This window comes from Sphingobium anseongense (assembly GCF_037725245.1).
Lineage (GTDB): Bacteria > Pseudomonadota > Alphaproteobacteria > Sphingomonadales > Sphingomonadaceae > Sphingobium.
In genome coordinates, this window is record NZ_JBBJUL010000007.1 from 183614 (window position 1) to 200539 (window position 16926).

General features: G+C 60.6%; 13 protein-coding genes and 1 tRNA gene. 7 read left to right on the forward strand and 7 right to left on the reverse strand.

Annotated elements, in window-relative coordinates; genetic code table 11:
- Window positions 1–27 precede the first annotated feature (27 nt).
- Together WG908_RS11695 and WG908_RS11700 are read right to left on the reverse strand one after the other, a co-directional pair.
- The gene (locus tag WG908_RS11695) at window positions 28–4686 is read right to left on the reverse strand and encodes an NAD-glutamate dehydrogenase (protein WP_340186752.1); all 4659 of its coding nucleotides are present in this window, start codon (window positions 4684–4686) and stop codon (window positions 28–30) included.
- A gap of 183 nt (window positions 4687–4869) precedes the next feature.
- A complete protein-coding gene (locus WG908_RS11700; RefSeq protein WP_340186753.1) occupies window positions 4870–6168 on the reverse strand; it encodes a PAS domain-containing protein in 1299 nt (432 codons plus the stop codon).
- Window positions 6169–6454: 286 nt separating this feature from the next.
- On the opposite strand from WG908_RS11700, the gene WG908_RS11705 reads away from it, so the two are divergent.
- Window positions 6455–6530 (forward strand) — tRNA-Thr (locus tag WG908_RS11705).
- 146 nt (window positions 6531–6676) lie between these two features.
- On the opposite strand, the gene WG908_RS11710 is transcribed toward WG908_RS11705, so the two are convergent.
- A complete protein-coding gene (locus WG908_RS11710; RefSeq protein ID WP_340186783.1) occupies window positions 6677–7768 on the reverse strand; it encodes a DUF6161 domain-containing protein in 1092 nt (363 codons plus the stop codon).
- A 500-nt stretch (window positions 7769–8268) separates the two neighbouring features.
- Between WG908_RS11710 and WG908_RS11715 the strand changes: the two genes are divergently transcribed.
- The 3 genes from WG908_RS11715 to WG908_RS11725 all read left to right on the forward strand — a co-directional run bounded on the left by WG908_RS11715 (window position 8269) and on the right by WG908_RS11725 (window position 10328).
- Window positions 8269–8955: a VapE domain-containing protein gene (locus tag WG908_RS11715; protein ID WP_340186754.1), complete on the forward strand. Its 687-nt coding sequence runs from the start codon at window positions 8269–8271 to the stop codon at window positions 8953–8955.
- Complete coding sequence (locus WG908_RS11720) at window positions 8921–9838, forward strand: tyrosine-type recombinase/integrase (protein ID WP_340186755.1); 918 nt, start codon at window positions 8921–8923, stop codon at window positions 9836–9838. Before WG908_RS11715 ends, WG908_RS11720 begins: the two co-directional genes overlap by 35 nt.
- A gap of 88 nt (window positions 9839–9926) precedes the next feature.
- Window positions 9927–10328, forward strand: coding sequence for a hypothetical protein (locus tag WG908_RS11725; RefSeq protein ID WP_340186756.1), 402 nt, complete (start codon window positions 9927–9929; stop codon window positions 10326–10328).
- A 54-nt stretch (window positions 10329–10382) separates the two neighbouring features.
- On the opposite strand, the gene WG908_RS11730 is transcribed toward WG908_RS11725, so the two are convergent.
- Entirely contained in the window at window positions 10383–10562 is a 180-nt protein-coding gene (locus WG908_RS11730; RefSeq protein ID WP_340186785.1) for a hypothetical protein, read from the reverse strand.
- A gap of 10 nt (window positions 10563–10572) precedes the next feature.
- Entirely contained in the window at window positions 10573–13017 is a 2445-nt protein-coding gene (locus WG908_RS11735; RefSeq protein WP_340186757.1) for an Eco57I restriction-modification methylase domain-containing protein, read from the reverse strand.
- On the opposite strand from WG908_RS11735, the gene WG908_RS11740 reads away from it, so the two are divergent.
- Complete coding sequence (locus WG908_RS11740; protein WP_340186758.1) at window positions 12946–13578, forward strand: hypothetical protein; 633 nt, start codon at window positions 12946–12948, stop codon at window positions 13576–13578. The genes WG908_RS11735 and WG908_RS11740 overlap by 72 nt on opposite strands.
- A 1368-nt stretch (window positions 13579–14946) precedes the next feature.
- Here the strand turns inward: WG908_RS11740 and WG908_RS11745 are convergent.
- Window positions 14947–15465 (reverse strand): tetratricopeptide repeat protein, encoded by a 519-nt coding sequence (locus tag WG908_RS11745; RefSeq protein WP_340186759.1) that lies wholly within the window; start codon window positions 15463–15465, stop codon window positions 14947–14949.
- Between the two features lie 58 nt (window positions 15466–15523).
- Here WG908_RS11745 and WG908_RS11750 point away from each other — a divergent pair, with 58 nt between their 5' ends.
- Complete coding sequence (locus WG908_RS11750; protein ID WP_340186760.1) at window positions 15524–15844, forward strand: hypothetical protein; 321 nt, start codon at window positions 15524–15526, stop codon at window positions 15842–15844.
- Between the two features lie 93 nt (window positions 15845–15937).
- Here the strand turns inward: WG908_RS11750 and WG908_RS11755 are convergent, their stop codons facing one another.
- Complete coding sequence (locus WG908_RS11755) at window positions 15938–16255, reverse strand: hypothetical protein (RefSeq protein ID WP_340186761.1); 318 nt, start codon at window positions 16253–16255, stop codon at window positions 15938–15940.
- A gap of 205 nt (window positions 16256–16460) precedes the next feature.
- Here WG908_RS11755 and WG908_RS11760 point away from each other — a divergent pair.
- The coding region (locus WG908_RS11760; protein ID WP_340186762.1) for a hypothetical protein at window positions 16461–16926 on the forward strand (466 nt) is incomplete at its 3' end.

Genomic DNA, 16926 nt, shown 5'->3' on the forward strand with positions numbered 1-16926 from the left:
AATGTGTAAGCATATGGAGGACGGGGTTTAGCGGGCCAGCAATCCTCGCGCCTGGCCGGCGATTTCGGCGAGCATGGCGACATTGGGGGCGGGTGCGGCCCTGGCGCGGTTGACCAGGGATCGGAACTGGCCGATCCGCGCCTTTCGCGCTGTCAGCCAGGCATCGACATGCGCCGCTATATCCTTGCCCTTGCCCTGGGCGAGGAAATCCATCCGTACCTGCTGCATGTCGCGAGCGACGCCCGACATCAACAGCCGTTCCCACGGGTCGCTGGGGTCCATGCGCGCGGCCATTGATTGCACCCAATCGATGCCTATCGCTTCGCCAAGATGCGTGAAAGCGCGGGTCAGATCGGTTTCCTTGATCCCCAATGTGCCCGCGAGGCTAGCCAGCCCCACCGCGCCGTCCAGTTTGAAGAGGGCCGCTGCGCGCTTGACCAACTGATCGGGCGCGCCAAGCGACAGCAGCCGTGCGCTGATGGCGGCGGTTCGCTCGCACGCTTCGCAGGTCAGCAGATCGTCGACTTCCGCCGCCAGCTTGCCCACGCCGTCGGCCAGGCGCGCATAGCCTTCGCCTGGCAGCGTACCGGCGGGCAGGCTGCGCAACAGGTCCGCGATATGGGCGCGCATGCCGGTAGCGATGTCCGCGAACAACGCGAGCCGCGCGTCTTCGGACATTTGCGCAGCGTCGATATCGTCCCACAATGTCCGCACGTCATAGAGGCTCTCGGCGATCAGGAAGGCGCTGGCAAGGTCGGCAAGCGAGCAGCCTTCCTCCTCGGCCAGTTCGAACGGGTGGATCAGGCCCAGCCGGTTGACGATACGGTTGGCGACCTTGGTCGCGATGATTTCGGCGCGCAATTGATGCCGCGCGATGGCGTCGCCTTCCTGTTCGCGCATGGCGGGGGGGAAGGCGGCCGCCAGTTCGGCATCCATGGCAGGATCGCCGGCCAGCGGGCCATGTTCGATTGCATCCTGCAGCGTCAGCTTGGCGGTCGAGAGCAGCACGGCGAGTTCGGGCCGGGTCAGACCCTGGCCGTCCTGCGCTCGCCGCAGCAACTGGTCGTTCGAGGCAAGCCCTTCGACCGCGCGATCGAGGTGCCCTGCTTCTTCGAATGTCTCGATCAGGCGAACATAGCTGGCAAGGTCGGCCGCACCGCCGGCCTGCGCGATCGAGAGGCCAAGCGCCTGGAGCCGGTTATCCTCCAGTACGAGTTCGGCAACCGCGTCGGTCATGCTGACGAGCAGGGCATTGCGGTCCTTGAGCGTCAGCCGCTCCTCGACCATTTCCTTGTTCAGCGCGATCTTGATATTGACCTCATTGTCGGAACAATCGACGCCCGCGCTATTGTCGATGAAGTCGGTGTTGATCCGGCCTCCGGCCAGCGCGTAGGCGATGCGCGCCGCCTGCGTTACGCCCAGGTTGGCGCCTTCGCCCACCACCTTGGCGCGCAGCTGTTCGGCATTGACGCGCAGCCGGTCGTTCGCCGGATCGCCGACATCGCCATGGCTTTGCGCGGCTGATTTCACATAGGTGCCGATACCGCCGAACCACAACAGGTCCGCCGGGGCGGTGAGGATGGCGGAAATCAGCGCCGTCGGGTCCATCGCCGTGTCGGTCACGCCCAGCACGGATTGCATTTCGGGGGTAAGGGGAATGGTCTTGAGCGTGCGGGGGAAAACACCGCCGCCCTTCGAAATCAGCGCCTTGTCATAATCGTCCCAGGACGATCGCGGCAGCGCGAAAAGGCGTGCGCGTTCGGCCCACGCCGCCTGCGGATCGGGCGCGGGATCGAAGAAGATATGGCGATGGTCGAACGCGGCGACCAGGCGGATGGCCTTGGACAGCAGCATGCCGTTGCCGAACACGTCGCCCGACATGTCGCCACAACCGACGACGGTGACGGGGTCGCTTTGCACATCGACGCCCATTTCGGCGAAGTGGCGCTGCACGCTGAGCCACGCGCCCCGCGCGGTGATGCCCATCGCCTTGTGATCATATCCGTTGGACCCGCCGCTGGCGAAGGCGTCGCCCAGCCAGAACGACTTTTCGAGCGCGATGGCGTTGGCGATGTCGCTGAAGGTTGCCGTACCCTTGTCGGCGGCCACGACGAAATAGGGATCGTCACCGTCGCGGATGACGATGCCGGCGGGATGCTTCACCTTGCCCCTGACCAGATTGTCGGTCACCGACAGCAGTGCACGGATGAAGATGCGATAGCTTTCCGTCCCCTCGGCCAGCCAGCCGTCGCGATTCATCTGCTGGTCGGGCAGTTGTTTGGGATAGAAGCCGCCCTTGGCGCCGGTGGGAACGATGACGGCGTTCTTGACCCGCTGCGCCTTCATCAGGCCCAGCACTTCGGTGCGGAAATCGTCGCGTCGGTCGGACCAGCGCAGGCCGCCGCGCGCGACCGGTCCCGCGCGCAAGTGAATGCCTTCGACCCTGGGCGAATAGACCCAGATTTCGCGCCATGGGAGCGGGGCGGGCAGGCCGGGTATCTGCGCGCTGTCGAGCTTGAAGGCGAGCGCCTGCGCGGCTGCGGGCGCATAGAAGTTGGTGCGCAGGGTCGCGGTGATCACGGCGCGCAACAGGCGCAGCACGCGGTCCTCGTCGATGGCGCTCACGCGCTCCAATCCCTCGTCGATCGCCCCCTGCGCTTTGGCAATGCTGCCTTCTTGCCTGGCCTTTGGATCGTGCAGCGCGGCGAACAGGGCGACCAGGCTGCGGGTGACGCCCTGTTCGCGGCGCAGCGTGTCGACTACCGTGCCCATGCCATAGGCCATGCCCGTCTGGCGCAGGTAGCGGAACAGCGCGCGGAACAGCACCACCGCCTGCGGGTCCAGCCCTGCCGTGACGATCAATTCGTTGAAACGGTCGTTCTCGGCCTGGCCCTCCAGCACCTGGGCGATCGCCTGGGTAACGATATCGGCGCGATCGATGACGGCGCCCGCGTCGCCGCCCTGGGGCAGCTCCAGTACGAAGCGCTGGATATGGCCAAGCGCGCCGCCATCTATCGGCGTGGTCATTTCGCCGATGACCCGAAAGCCGAAATTCTCGAACGCCGGCACAACCTCCGACAGCGCAACCTGAACGTCGCTGTAAAGCTTGAGGCGCAACTGCCGCGGCAGTTCGTCGTCGTTGCGATAGATGCGGATCGCCTTGTCGCCCGGTCCGGACAGGCCGTGCAGCAGGCGGATGTCGATTGCGGCTTCGGCCGGGCCAGCGCCGTTGCGATAGCCCATGGGGAAGCCGGGCGCGAAGCGTTCGGCCAGCGCCGCGGCACGGCCGGGGTCCTCGCCCTGGGCCAGCGCTTCCTCGACCGCGGGCAGCCAGCCGCGCACCATCTGGCGCAATTGCTCGTCCAGCATGGCGTCATCGGGCACGATGCCGCCGTCGCGCAGGTCGAGCGTGATCCGCAGCAGCGCGAGGCCGCCTTCCTCCAGCGCGATCGACCAGCTGAGCACCTGGGCATTTGCGGCACGCGAGAGCATATCCTGGATCGATACCCGGCGAGCGGTCGACACCTCGTCGCGCGGTAGCCATACGAACGCATACAGGTGGCGGGTCAGCGAACTGGTGGCAAGCGCCAGCTTAGGGCGTGGCCGGTCACTGAGCGACATGAAGGTCAGCGCCAGATGTTCCAGCGTTTCGCGGTCGAAGCCGATCAGGATGTCGTGCGGCATCGCGGTCAGCGAATGAACCAGCGCCTTGCCGGCATGACCGTTCGCATCGAAGTCGAACTTGTCCATCATCGTGGCGAGCGCCAGGCGCAGCACCGGCACCTTGTCGGGATGCGCGGCTAGCCCGGCGCTGGTCCACATACCGGCGTGGATCGACAGCGCGACGATGTCCTTACCCTCGCGCACGGGCACGATCAGCAAGTCGATCAGGACGTGGCGATGGACCCGCGACATCCGGTTGGACTTGACGATCAGCGGCGTGCGCCGGCCTTCCTCGAACCAGGTGAACGCCGCGTCGATCGATCCGGGGGCCAGCAGCGGTTCACCGTCCCGCGCGCAGACGCCCAGGCGATTCTTCGCCTTGCCGTTGCGCATCCGCCGTTCATGGCCGATCTGCGTGAAGTGGCGGGCCAGGAACCAGCGCAGCAGCACCGCGCCTTCCTCATCGGTCACCGTATCGGCATCCGCGCTCATCGCCGCGCGCAATTTGGGCCAATCGGTGACAGCGGCGCGCACATCGGCCAGCGTCTCGTCCAACAAGGTCTGAAGCGCGCGGCGACCCTTCGCGTCGGCGCGGTCGGCCTCGATATAGATCATCGATTCGCGTCGCGCGCCCGGCGCGCTGTCATCGAGTATCGCGTGCAGCGTCCCGTCGGCGTCCCGCTCTACCGACAGGACAGGGTGGAGCAGGCGATGAATGGTAATGTCGAAGGAGGCGAGCGCATGGCCGATCGAATCGACCAGGAACGGCATGTCGTCGTTGATGAGCGCGATCCGCATAAGGCGGCCATTTGCGCCTTCGCCCAGCGTCTCGATCAAAACGGCGCTGCGCCCCGACGGACGCTGGCTGGCTGCACCGGCCAGGAAAACGGCGGCGGCGGTCATCGCCTGCGCGTCGAACCCCTCGCTCTCGCCCGGCAACGCGCCGCGCGCGAGCGCCTGGACCAAGGCGTCGCGGACCGATGCATCCACCGCTGATGCCTTGGATTCAGCCAGCTTCGTCATCCTGTCACCTCTTGATCGTCAACATAATGCGACAGGTGCCTGGACGGCGGCATCATGGAAAGGGCCGCGCACCTGAGTTCCGACGCGGTGCATTATGCGTCAGCCCGGTGGCAGGCTCAACCCCGCTCCCGTAAGATAGTTTCGATGGGTTGAAACAATATGACGCGCTGCAACATGACGCCCTTATTTGCCGAGTGCGAGCACCACGCGCTGCGCGAGCGCCGATTCCTGGGGCAGGGCGGCAATGATGGCCAAAGAACCGTCCGCCTCGCGCCGGGCCACGACGACCGCAAGGCCGTCTGCGTCGGTCGGAACGACGGCAGTATCGATGGCGGTCGCGGCCTTGAGCGCTGCCCGTGCGCCGGGGTTGCGATCCGGCGCGGCGGGCCGTTCGGCGCGGCGCAAGGCGCGCTCGTCGCGAACCAGCGCCTTCAGCCCGCCGGCATAGTTTTCCAGATAGTGGGCAAAGCTGCCCTGCGCCATGCCGGCGGCCCAGCCATGGTCGAGCGCGGTCGCATATTCGGTGATCCGCGTCTTGTCATAGGTTGCGCCGAAGACGAGCTTGACGATCGCCGTCATGGGGCTGCGCGCCTGAACCTTGATGCCGGATTGCGCCAGCAGTTCGGCATAGTCGTCGGGCGCTTCGGCGGTGGCGAGCGCGAAATCATACGCAAGTCCGACGGCGCGGTAGAGCGCGGTATGGCTGCGGGTTTCGCTGTCACAGGCATCGGCCGCGCCGTCGCGCGCGAATGCAAGCCAGTCGGCCAGCGCCGCGTCCGGCCCTGGACTTTCCATGCCCGCAAGGTCGAGCGTTTCGTCGGCGGGCGCCATCGACGCAGGCCTGAAACCCTCGCCCGTCGGCCCGTCCGCCCATATGGGTTCGACCGGGCGCGTGGCAGGGGCGCTGCGCAATGCCTCGTCCACTTCACGCACCAGATCGTCGGTCAGGTCGCGGCTTGCCATTTCCTTCCAGTTGATGACGCCATAGACGAAATCGATGCTGTCATCGTCGGATGAAAAGGGCATCAGGATGCCGCGATACAGGATTTCCGCTCCGCGCTGGTTGATGAATTCCGCCTCGAACCCGATGGGTGCGGCATTGGCGATGATCTGGAGATAATGATCGGTCAGGCGCGAGAGCAGCGAGCGCGCCGGCACGTCTTTGATGCGGTCGATCGAACTGTCGATCTCGCATTCCAGCCGCAGAGCGGTGCCCAGATAGACGATGGCGGGATTGTCGACGCCTGCGCTGAAATCGAGCAGCACGCTGTGCGGGCCGAAATCCTCCAACTGGTCGGGATTGAGGTCCTCGATTGAAGGCAAGCTCCGTTCGCCCAGCAACGACGCCCAGTAATTATAGGCGCGCACATGCATGCGACGCTCGTCACTGACGACGGCGGGGGCCGATTCGATTCCCGCGTCGGCGGAATAATCGAAATCGTCCTGGTCATTGGCGACGTCATGCCCCCGCAGAGTGTCCATCCGGCACGTCCCTTGGATTGAAGAAAGCTTTCCGCCCGAACAGTGGCATGGGGATGGTAAACATCGTGTAAACGGATGGCGCCAACGACGAGTGGTCGGCCGAAAACGAAACGCCGACAATCCGCATTGGCGCTTGTCCTGCGGCAAAGCGGCTGTTATCAGCCCGACCGCTGCCGCTTTAGCTCAGTTGGTAGAGAATCGCATTCGTAGTGCGGGGGTCTACCGAAAAGCTGGGTTCCTTTTGGAAGTCACTTCCGCTAGGGGCTTGCGACAAGTCCGGGTTTATGCCGCTTTAGCTCAGCCGGTAGAGCACATCATTCGTAATGATGGGGTCAGGTGTTCGAGTCACCTAAGCGGCACCATCCCTCCACAAGGGAACTTACCGAAATCAAAGGGAAAATGCCTCCCGGCTCAGGCCGAGGGGATTGCCTTGGTTATGTGTCTTTGGGCTTGAAACCGGAGTGCTCAAGTGGGGTGGGCGTGGGTCAGGTGTGGGGTAGGAGCAGGCTCATCCCGATTTCGGATTACGAGTGAGTGCCGCCGTCGCAAGCGCCGCTGCCGATGTCAGTGGCATGGCATCGTCATTCACAAGGCCGTCAGTGACCGGGCGGAACAATGCACCAAGGACGATCGCCCTGTCAGTAGCCTCCAGTGCGTTTTCAGTGCGGAGACCAAGATAGGTTTCAACCATCGCCGATCGGGCTGCCGCATCCAGGGCCAAATGTTGCTCGATCATGTAGAAGCGCACGCAAAGCCGCGTAGCCCAGAGGAGGATGGTCAAAACCAAAAGGGTAACTGAGGACTTGAAAACGATCTGTACTGTCGGTGCCACAACGGTTTTATCGGGTAGCGCCATATTCCATTCGAATAGGCGCACGCCCAGCCAACTGGGCACAGCGACCGTTACCAGCCCAAGCATGATTGCGACACCGAGATAGCGCCATCGATTTTTCTCGTGCATCGACATGCGCTGCTTCCAGAGCTTGATCGGCTCATTTATTTCCATCTGTTCGCGGTAGGCCTGCTGAATTTCAGCGAAGTCCTTTTCAAGATTGGATCTCCATCGATCTACTGAAGCCAAAGCTTCATCAACTTTCTGCTGTGTAGCGTTGCCCAATTCCTCGACCTCGCTGCGTAATGCGACGACGCGGTCATAGAGTTCGCCGACTTCTGCGGGCGTATGCTGCGTCCCGTCGCTCAGGCGTATTGCGACTTTGGATGGTGCGGGAACAAAGCGATTGCGGAACGCAGTAACAGCTCGTTCAAGCACATGCACATCTTGCCCAGCAGTGCGATGATCTCCATTCTGAAAAGATTGAAAATCGACGAAGGGAATGATCGAGCAAAGCTCTTCGAGTTCGTTCACATCTGTCGCTTCGATATCTTTACCGAACTTTTTTGTGATCGCCTTCTCAAGCGAACTCCACGCAGCAGCCATTTGCTCAAAGTATCGTTTTGTATCACCCTGTAGACGACGGGCTGGAGAGGACGGCTTGTCGATGCGGTACTGCCAAAGGCGAGCCTGCTCCTTTGCGAAGGCTACAACCTCCTTGGCGCTGCTGAACTCATAACGAGCATCGCCGATACTAATCTGAGACATTTCGTTCACCCTCGTTAAGCCCGGCACATATATCGCACTGGTTCGCGAGAAATCTGCCATCTTATATGAACAGGCCGCAGCAAACGCCTATTGCGAAGCTGCCCTAACCCAGCCAAAACCGCGCTGCCTTCCGTGAAAGCCGGGAGGTGGGGCTTAGTAACCTCTCCAAACAGAACTCGGTCGCCTTTTAGGGGGCCGGGTGGCATGCGCGCATGTCCAGTCGGTTCGCCGATAAAGGCGCATGCGCCTGACTGTTTGGCAGGTTACTAACATCCGGCTTCGGCCGTCGCTCCGAGAGGTACATAGGGCGACGAGAGGCTGCAGCTGAAGGTCGCTCTCCAGGCGTGGGGGCGAGGGCGATGAATCAATAGCGATGCTGCCTTTTCAGCCGTGCCTGTCCGGGTCCGGTTCTAATCCCCATGTCGAAGGAACACCCATGCTAAAAACCATACCCTTACTGTGTCTGGCGCTTCTATCCGCTGTGGCTGCGTGACCTGCTCTTGCGGAAGTGGATGTTGAGCGCCACCGCCGCCGCCCTCATGCCGTCCGGCTTCAAGTCTAGGGGTGTTCTGACCCTTCAGGGCAAACAGGGGATTGGTAAGACATCCTGGCTCAAATCCCTGATCGATGATCCGGTCCTTCGCGACGACGTCGTCAAGGTCGATCATCATCTGGACCCGAGCAACAAGGATTCCGTGATAATCGCAACGTCGCAATGGCTGTGCGAAATCGGCGAGGTGGATTCCACGTTCAAGAAGGACATCGCCCGGATCAAGGGCTTCGTCACCAGCGATTTCGACAAGCTGCGCAAACCCTATGGCCGTCGTGAGACGGACCAGCCGCGCCGCACGGTGTTCATGGCAACCGTCAACGAGACCAACTTCCTCGTGGACGCCACCGGGAATAGCCGCTGGTGGACCATCCGCGCGGAATCGATCGACTTCAACCACGGGATCGACATGCAGCAGGTGTTTGCCCAGCTTGCGGACATGCTGGACGACGGCGCAATCTGGTGGCTCGACCGCGAAGAGGAAGAGGCGCTGGAGCAGGAGAACGGCTCGCACTTGATGGTCAGCGTGGTCGAGGAGTCTGTGCTGGCGGCGATCGACCAGGATGTGTCCGAAGAAGGCCCAGCAGTTGAGATCGGAGGTCGTGCTGGGCGGCAACCCATCAGCGGCAAAGGCTGAGAAGAAGTCCGTGCCGACCTATGCGGCGCTGGCCGATCAGCATCTGGACTATGCGAAATCGTACCAGAAGAGGCCGGAAAACACGGCTCGGATACTGAACTTGCACCTGATCCCGCGCTGGGGGAAGTTGCGTCTGGATGAGATCACGCAACCCGCCGTCGCGAAATGGCTGGCGGAGAAGGCGGGGGAGGGGCTGGCCCCGGCCACCGTCGAGAAGCTGCGTGTGACCCTGAATCGCTCCTTCGAGCTGGCGATCCGGTGGAACATGCCGGGCGTCGTCAAGAACCCGGTCAAAGGCATTCCCCGCAAGCCCGTCAACAACCAGCGCACCACTTATGTCAGCGCGGCCGAGGCGAAGCGTCTGCTGGCGGCGTGTGAAGTGTCGCTCAATCCGCAGCTAAAATACATCGTGCCTATGCTGCTCTACACCGGGGCGCGGGTATCGGAACTGCTGCACGCGGAATGGCGGCACATCGACCTGGAGAAGCGGCAGTGGCTGATCCCGACATCGAAAACGGGTAAGGCCCGGCACGTCCCTCTGTCGCAACCGGCCATCGCCCTGCTCAAGGCGGTGCCCCGGTATGAGAAGTCCCCCTATGTCCTGCCGAACCCTGAAACCAAGCTGCCGTTCGTGACGATCAAACACGCATGGCAGACGGCCCGGAAAGCGGCGGTCCTGCCAGACCTACGGATTCATGACCTTCGCCATTCGGCCGCATCGTTCATGATCAACGCGGGCATCGACCTGTTCGCGGTGGGGCGGGTGCTGGGCCACGCGGATCACAAGAGCACCATGAGGTATAGCCACCTCGCGAACGACACGCTCCTGGCCGCCGTTGAGGCCGGGGCGAAGAAGATGAAGGGCAGTCCCGCCCTTCGTTGAATGCCGATCCTACCGTCCGTGTGCTGGCCTTTGCGGGCTGGTGCGCGGGCGGGAGACTGGTATCCTCTCTTATTTTTTGGAGATCGGCATGGGCAGTGTGGAAATTTTGGGTCGCGAGGTTGGCGGTCGCACAGTTGCGGAATGGGATAAGCTTTGGACGCCGGTGCCAGGCTGGCGGACAGCCAATACGCCTGAACTTCAGAAGGGGCGGGGCATCGTGCGCTTTCGGCAGAGCGGTAAAGTGATGGCGATCGTTCGTGCGTCGGACAACAAACGTGGCTTCGTGAAAAAATTTAGTGATTATGTCCGGCCCAGTCCGAGCAGTCGGGATCACCATATAGGGGCACTGATCTACGAAAACCGGCACGACTTGACTGCCGACATCATCGTCACCGGTGAGTGCCAAGATATGGAGCGGGTCAACATGGCTCTCAAGCAAGCCATGAAGGAACTGTATCAGCCCGTTTGGTCGGCGTCAGCAAGGCCGTAATAGCATCGCCGCCCATGTGTTGACCTCGCGTTTGGTACATGAGCGGGGCTTGTCTTACTTGCTCGCGCGCTTTACCAATTCGACTGCATCTGCACCGATATCCGCAAGGATGCCCAGTTTGGCGACCGTTTTGACGGCACCTGAAGCGAATTGGTTCAGGACCGCGCCCTTGATTCCGCTGTCGCCATCGCGACGGTCGATCGCATTACAGGAAGAAGACAGCACGCCGGGCAAGTGTCGTCTCTCAGGTGTGATTTTCCAATAGCATAATTTCGTCTGGCGTTAGATCGAACAGCGCATATACCTTAGCGTTGATCTCACCTTCAAGCCGGACGATTTCAGCGGTCAGGGCATGAATCTCAGTGCGGCTGGTGGTGATCCAGTTTTCCCATTCGTTGCGTTCCTGAAGCGGGATTCTGGCCTCCAGCGCCTTTTCAACTTCCTTTTGGAAGGCGGCGAAGTCGGGCAGGGTCCACCATTCCTTTAGCCTGGTGGTGAGTCTGGCATTGGCCGGATCGGCAGCAAGGTCGGGAATGCGGCGGGTGATCGCCTGTTGCAGTTCATAGCGCTTTTCCGCCCCCGACTGGGCAGCCGTGGCAAGCACGCCAATATTGGCCTTCGTGGCATCGGTCGCCGGTGGAATTGGCAGCGTTTCAACGTATTGAACACGTAGTTCGTGAAAGCCGCCACGGACGGCTGGAGCGATGTTTGACAGGATAAACCAAAGGCAATTGCTGTTGAGAAGGGCTAACAGGAACGCATCTGCCGATGGGCAGAAATAGGATTTATCGTTCGAGAACGCGCCCGATTTTTCAAACGCGAAAAGCTGAACACTCGAAAAGTGCGGGTAAGAAATCTTGGGCTGCGATATAAGCGCAGAATAAGCCTCCTGCGCCTGCTGCAACTCGAACCACTCCTGCTTGGTGGCGCGCTTTTCCAGCTTGTCCCTGAATGGCAAGAGCCAATCCCGGATGGCGGGATAGTCATCGATCTGCACCCGGTTCTTGGGAATGTAGATGATCCACCGGCCGCGCGACTCCGCACGCCAGCGCTTCAAATCCTTGCCCTCAAGAAAGGGCTTCAGCAGTTCCGCCGAACGCGGATCGTCACGGCACAACCTGTCCTTGGTCGGCGTATCGATGACAAAGGCTTCATTCAGTCCAGTCTTGATCCCGTAAAGCGGGGAGCCATAGACGTCCTTCAGCGTCGGCCTGCCCGCAGTGATCTTCGCCCGCAACGCGCGCAGGGCATCGCCCTCCAATTCCCATGAACCACGCCCCAGCACCTCTTGCGGAAAAGGCTTGGCTGCGTCGGCAAAGGCATCTGCAAAACTGTCGGCTGGCATTTCGCCAATTTTCCAGAATTGCAGTTCGTGGCCCGGTGGCGGCGCGCCCGCCCTCATTGTCAGGATAGCAGGATAGGTAGTCACACCATCGAAAATCTGGTGGTCGCCAAAATCCACCACCGTTTCCAGCATGGCCTTGGCGCGCAGGAAATCGCGCAGCGGTGCGCCCGAACCAGTCTTGAAGAAGGTCGAACTGCTAATGAAGCCCAGCCGCCCGCCGGGCTTCAGCAGTTTGATCCCGCGTTCGAAGAAATAGGCGTAAAGGTCCGCCCGGTCGGAAACGACTTCGTACCTCCTTTCCAGCCACGGCTTCATGGGCTTGATCAGTTCCATGCGCACATAAGGCGGATTGCCCAGCACCACGTCGAAACCGCCAGCCGCAAAAATGTCCGGGAAGGCCGTCTTCCATTCAAAGCCATGGCTACGATAGGCAAAGCTGGCATCTTCGATCAGGCTGTCGCCAACGCGCAGATTGGCGTCCAGACTGTCCAGCACCTTGCCGCGCCGCGCGGTCTTAATCCACAGGCTCAGCTTGGCGATTTCCACGCTCTCGCTGTTCACGTCCACGCCAAACAGGTTGTGCGTCAGGATTTCGCTGTCGGGGTCCAGCAGGTCGCCCGCCATGCCGGTGCCGGACAGTTCGGCCAGCTTGGTGTTCACCTGCTGCAATTCGGCCTTCAGGTAATCGAAGGCCATGATCAGGAACACGCCCGATCCGCAGGCGGGATCGACAATGCGCAGGGCGGTCAGGCGGTCTCGATATTCGGCCCATGCCTGCCGTTCCGCCTTGGCTGATTTCCACGCAATGGCCTCGTCATCGGCCTTTGTCCCCTTGGCGGCATATCGGCCCAGGACTTCGGCGAATATCTCTTTGCAGTGCGTGCCCAGCGTTTGATCGACAATGAAGCGCGCCACATAGTCGGGCGTATAGACCACGCCATCACGCTTGCGCCGTCCGCTGGTGCCGGAGCTCTTCCTTTCGACCGGCGCCTCGCCCAGCGCTTCGGCCTGAAGCTGCTCTACATCGGCTATCGACTGCTCGAATATGTGCCCCAGCACGGTGACAGAAATTTCGCTGGCAAAATCATACTCCGCCAGCCGCTTGAAGCCTTCACAGATGTGATCCGGCACGGCCAGCGCATCAATGGTGGCGTTCGGCTGGAACAGGCCGCCATTGTAGCGCGGGATTCTGAGCTGGTCGTTGCCCCGGTCAATCGCATTGAACAGACCCAGGAACGTCCGCCAGACAGGTTTGGGGTTGTAGGGATCGCGGTGCTGGAAGGCATTCAGCAGGCTGTCATCGGGCAGCAGGCCGTTATCTTCGGCAAAGGCGATGAACAGCACCCGGTCGAGAATGGTCTGGCCCAACCGGATCGCCTCCAGCGGGTCGCCATCGGGCAGGGCGGTGCGGACAGCGCCGATCAGTTCGCCGCGCAGGGTGCGATAATCCTGATAGAGCCGCGCGGTGATGTCGCGGTCTTCCTTCCGGCTTTCCTCCAGAATTGCCAAGGTCTGGCCGGACAGCAGATTGTCCGCCGACAACAGGAGCATGAAGCGCTGATATTCGGCTGGATCATGGAGCTTTGCCAGATCAAAGCTTTCATGGAATTGCCGTCCGTCCGCATAGCTGTAGAGGCGGATTTCAAGATAATTGGACACCAGCACCCATTTGGTGCCGACATTATCGCTGGCGTATTCCCATGCCTGCTGCACCGGAGTTTTGGCACGGCCAGGCATAATGGCATCGAGGTTCTTGGTCTTTGCGCCCTTCAATTCGAACGGGGCGATGATTCGGCGTTCGCCCTTGGTGAAATGCCCCAAAGCAAGGTCAACCGATCCCGCGCCAATCTGCGCTTCAACGTCAACGGTCCACTGGCCGCTATCATTGAAATCCTGATAACCTAGCACGTCGCAAATGATCCGTTGTTTGAAATTGCCGTGAAGGGCGGTTTCCTTTTGCGTTTCAATCGATCGGTCGCGGATTGTCTCGCCCCAGTGCCGCAAGATTTCCAGCTTCGCAGGATCAGGCATGGCGGCGCGGGCGATATGCCGTTTGGTTGTCTTGGTGTTCAGTAGTTGCACGCATCACCCCCGGCAGCGGCGAGGCATAGCAGCGCGAACGGCTGGACGCAAAAAGCCTAGCTTAGCCCAGCGGGCCGCCAGCAAAATAGCATGAGTGTTGCACCAAGCGCGCCTACGCTTCTCCTAGTGGGATGACGGCCTTTTCATTCTATCCGGAGCCTCTCAGCGCTCATTGGGCAAAGGTGCGATAATTGCCCTTATGTTCACCCTCTCGCGGTGGCCGAACGTATTACAGATATGCGCCACTTTCGGGCATTCGTCCGGAATTGCGACCATCCAGGAGCAGACGTATGCAATTAATGTGATTTATAGTAATAAATGGTTGTTGCACAATGCTGATGCTGCAAGAGGATTAACGATGACAGTTTTACTCGCCGCCGCATTTCGAGACCGCGCGATGATAGCCGCAGACGGCCTACAAACGGCCATGACGCAGGTGGCGCTACTCGGGTGGTAGAGAAAACTCGCGCGATATCAGGCCGGATTGTGGCTACTAAGTTCGGTTACTCTGGCCCTCAGACAGAAGGCATTTGGGCTGGGCTTCACGCTATGCCTGAAAGCGATCGACAGTCAATCGATGCCGTACTCAGCGAAGCATGCAGTCTTGGGCGGCCGATTTACGAGGAACGGAAATCTTTTTTTGCAGCTCATGGAGAAGGTGACTACGGTCTGACGATGCTGTTTGCTTCTTTCGACGATACGTCGGGACCAGGCATTCACTGGATTGACTTTAAAATCGGCGCAGGCGTTCCTGAAAGCCTTTATTATCGCGATACTTCAGCGACACAGTGGGTTGCTCAGGGGCCAGACGGGGTGAGAGTGGTCGCGGGTGAAACGCTGCATGCGCACGGATGTAAAGTTACACCCAGCGGCGTAGTGATCGATGGAGCCGCTTGGACTCGGGCTTTCATAATATCCGCTAGGTCGATCTCGCCTCAGCAACTCGGTTTTCCGGCGTCACTAAGGTCAGTCGGCCCGAGTGGATCGGAGCATTACGTCGTAGGTGAGCACCTGCCGATCGATCCCGTGCTTTTCGCGGCGTAAAGTAGGTCGGCTAGTCTCAGTCCAAATCGACCCTATGCGAAGGCGGCTAGTTAACTTAATCGCTCACGGCCGGACGGTCGGCATTCGGCCATTATTAGCCGTGGAGTGCGATAATGGCGATTATGTCCACCCAGTGAAATCACTGGGTCACGGCGCAACACCATACTGGTCAAAATCAGCTTTGATATTAGGTGCGATCTTTCGCGCTGCATCCTCATCGGCTTTTGCTTTCGCAAGATTTCCCTTTCGTGCCCAGGCAATGGATCGCCCCCAGAGGGATGAAGGAATATTTGAGTTTTTCGCCAGCGCGCGGTCGTAATCGGCAAGCGCCTCGTCGTTGCGGCCCAACCGAAGCAGAACAAGTCCGCGACTATCTAGGAAGCTCGCCTCGTCCGGTCGTCCCTTCAATGCCTCGTTACAATCAGACAGCCCAGATTCTAGGGAGACGCCAGCCGTTGCCTTGGACCAGCACATATTATTGAAAATTACTGGATCAGAGGCATTTTTCCTAGCATCAGAAAAGTCAGCTTCCGCGCGTTTGGTATCCCCGGATCGTGCATAGGCAATGCCACGGCTAACAAGTAATGAGCTATCCTTTGGCGAATTGGCTAACGCATCTGTATAAGTCTCGATTGCTCCACCGAGATTGTTTTCCTCCTGCTGCAATTGTGCTTTTGCTGACAGCGTTTCAGCATGTTTAGGATCAAGTTTCAGCGCAGCATCAATGTCGGCGTGTCTTTCCTCCGACCGCAGCGACGTGCGCCATGCCCGGCGCGCATGGCTGGAGGCACAACAGCGGCGCGAAGCGGAAGATCGGCGCGAATGGCTGGACCATCAGCAGCGCATCAGGGATCAGGAGCGCGAACAATGGCTGGCCAGCCAGCAATCCAACACAAGGCAGGCCGCGCCCGACCGCGAGGATCGTCTGTCATGGCTGTTCGAGCAGCAACAGCGTCCAGCCGACCGGGATACCAAAGATGCACAGCGCGACAATGCGCCGGATTTCATCCGGCATCAGGACTGTGGGCCTGACATCGAGCGTTAGCGTTCCAAGGCGCTTGCCGCTGCGTTGGGCAAAAGCAATGGGCCATGCACATCGCGCACGGCCCATCAAAATTGTGATGATTGCGGGCGGAGACTATCGCCGCCCGCCGCCACTCCCCAATGTGAGCATCAGGAACTCGCCGGCCATAAGGGTGAGCATGACGACCAGTGCGCTGAATAGAAATGTCAGCATGGCGACGATGATCCACCAGAAGAACCAGCCAATCGCCACCATCCATGTGCCGTAGTTGATCTCCATATAACCGATGGCCCAATCCGCCGTCGCGCCGTGAATTTGCGGCGTGAACACCAAGGTGAAGCCGATTGCCATGGTGATGGAGAACCATTTGACGATCCAGTTGGTGGGATTGCCGCCGCCCATCCCGCCGCCGCCCCGATTTTGTCCGAACATTGCCTGTCTCCCTATGCGCCGGGCGAGGCCGAACGGCCCGCCATGGCCGCAAGTTTAGGAGGTGAGGCGACCCTATCCGGGGGGATAGGCGCACCAAAATGGCCGCACCGGTTAGGGATTTGTTAACCAATAATTAGATTTTGCCGCATATCATGGTTGTGGTCCGCAAAGGCAAAACAAGGAGCGGGCCACGACGAGGGCGCACATGGCATTGGATGCCAGCGAAATAGAGCGGCTTAGAGCCGCCGTTCCAGATATGCACAGGCCACCGAGCGACGCGGGCGGCCTATTATCCCATCGCTTCGGGGCCGAGGTCGATCCCGCATATGATGCTGTTGCCGTAAGTGCCAGTGAACTTGAGCGACATAATCTTGGGCTGGCATTCCTCGCCGATGCCGCCGCGAACCCTGATACGGCCAATCCCAACTTCCGGCTGACAGGCGGACTTGCCGCAGTCCGCGCCATCGAGATGGCGAAGGAAGAGCGCGAGAAACGCGAGGATTGGGAATTCGCACTCGACCGGGCGCGGGAGGCGCTCGACCGCAGATTGGCCGCGCTCGACGCGGAACTCGCCGCCATTGATGCGCGACTGGAGGAAATCCGCCAGCGCCGCGAAGCCATCGGCGACGAGATGGAGGCGCTGGACGAACTGACCCGTCTCAAGCGCAGTG

Coding starts and splice junctions, on each gene's coding strand:
- WG908_RS11700 (WP_340186753.1), bottom strand. CDS start 6,168: ATGGACACTCTGCGGGGGCATGACGTCGCCAATGACCAGGACGATTTC.
- WG908_RS11710 (WP_340186783.1), bottom strand. CDS start 7,768: ATGTCTCAGATTAGTATCGGCGATGCTCGTTATGAGTTCAGCAGCGCC.
- WG908_RS11695 (WP_340186752.1), bottom strand. CDS start 4,686: ATGACGAAGCTGGCTGAATCCAAGGCATCAGCGGTGGATGCATCGGTC.
- WG908_RS11755 (WP_340186761.1), bottom strand. CDS start 16,255: ATGTTCGGACAAAATCGGGGCGGCGGCGGGATGGGCGGCGGCAATCCC.
- WG908_RS11725 (WP_340186756.1), top strand. CDS start 9,927: ATGGGCAGTGTGGAAATTTTGGGTCGCGAGGTTGGCGGTCGCACAGTT.
- WG908_RS11750 (WP_340186760.1), top strand. CDS start 15,524: ATGTCGGCGTGTCTTTCCTCCGACCGCAGCGACGTGCGCCATGCCCGG.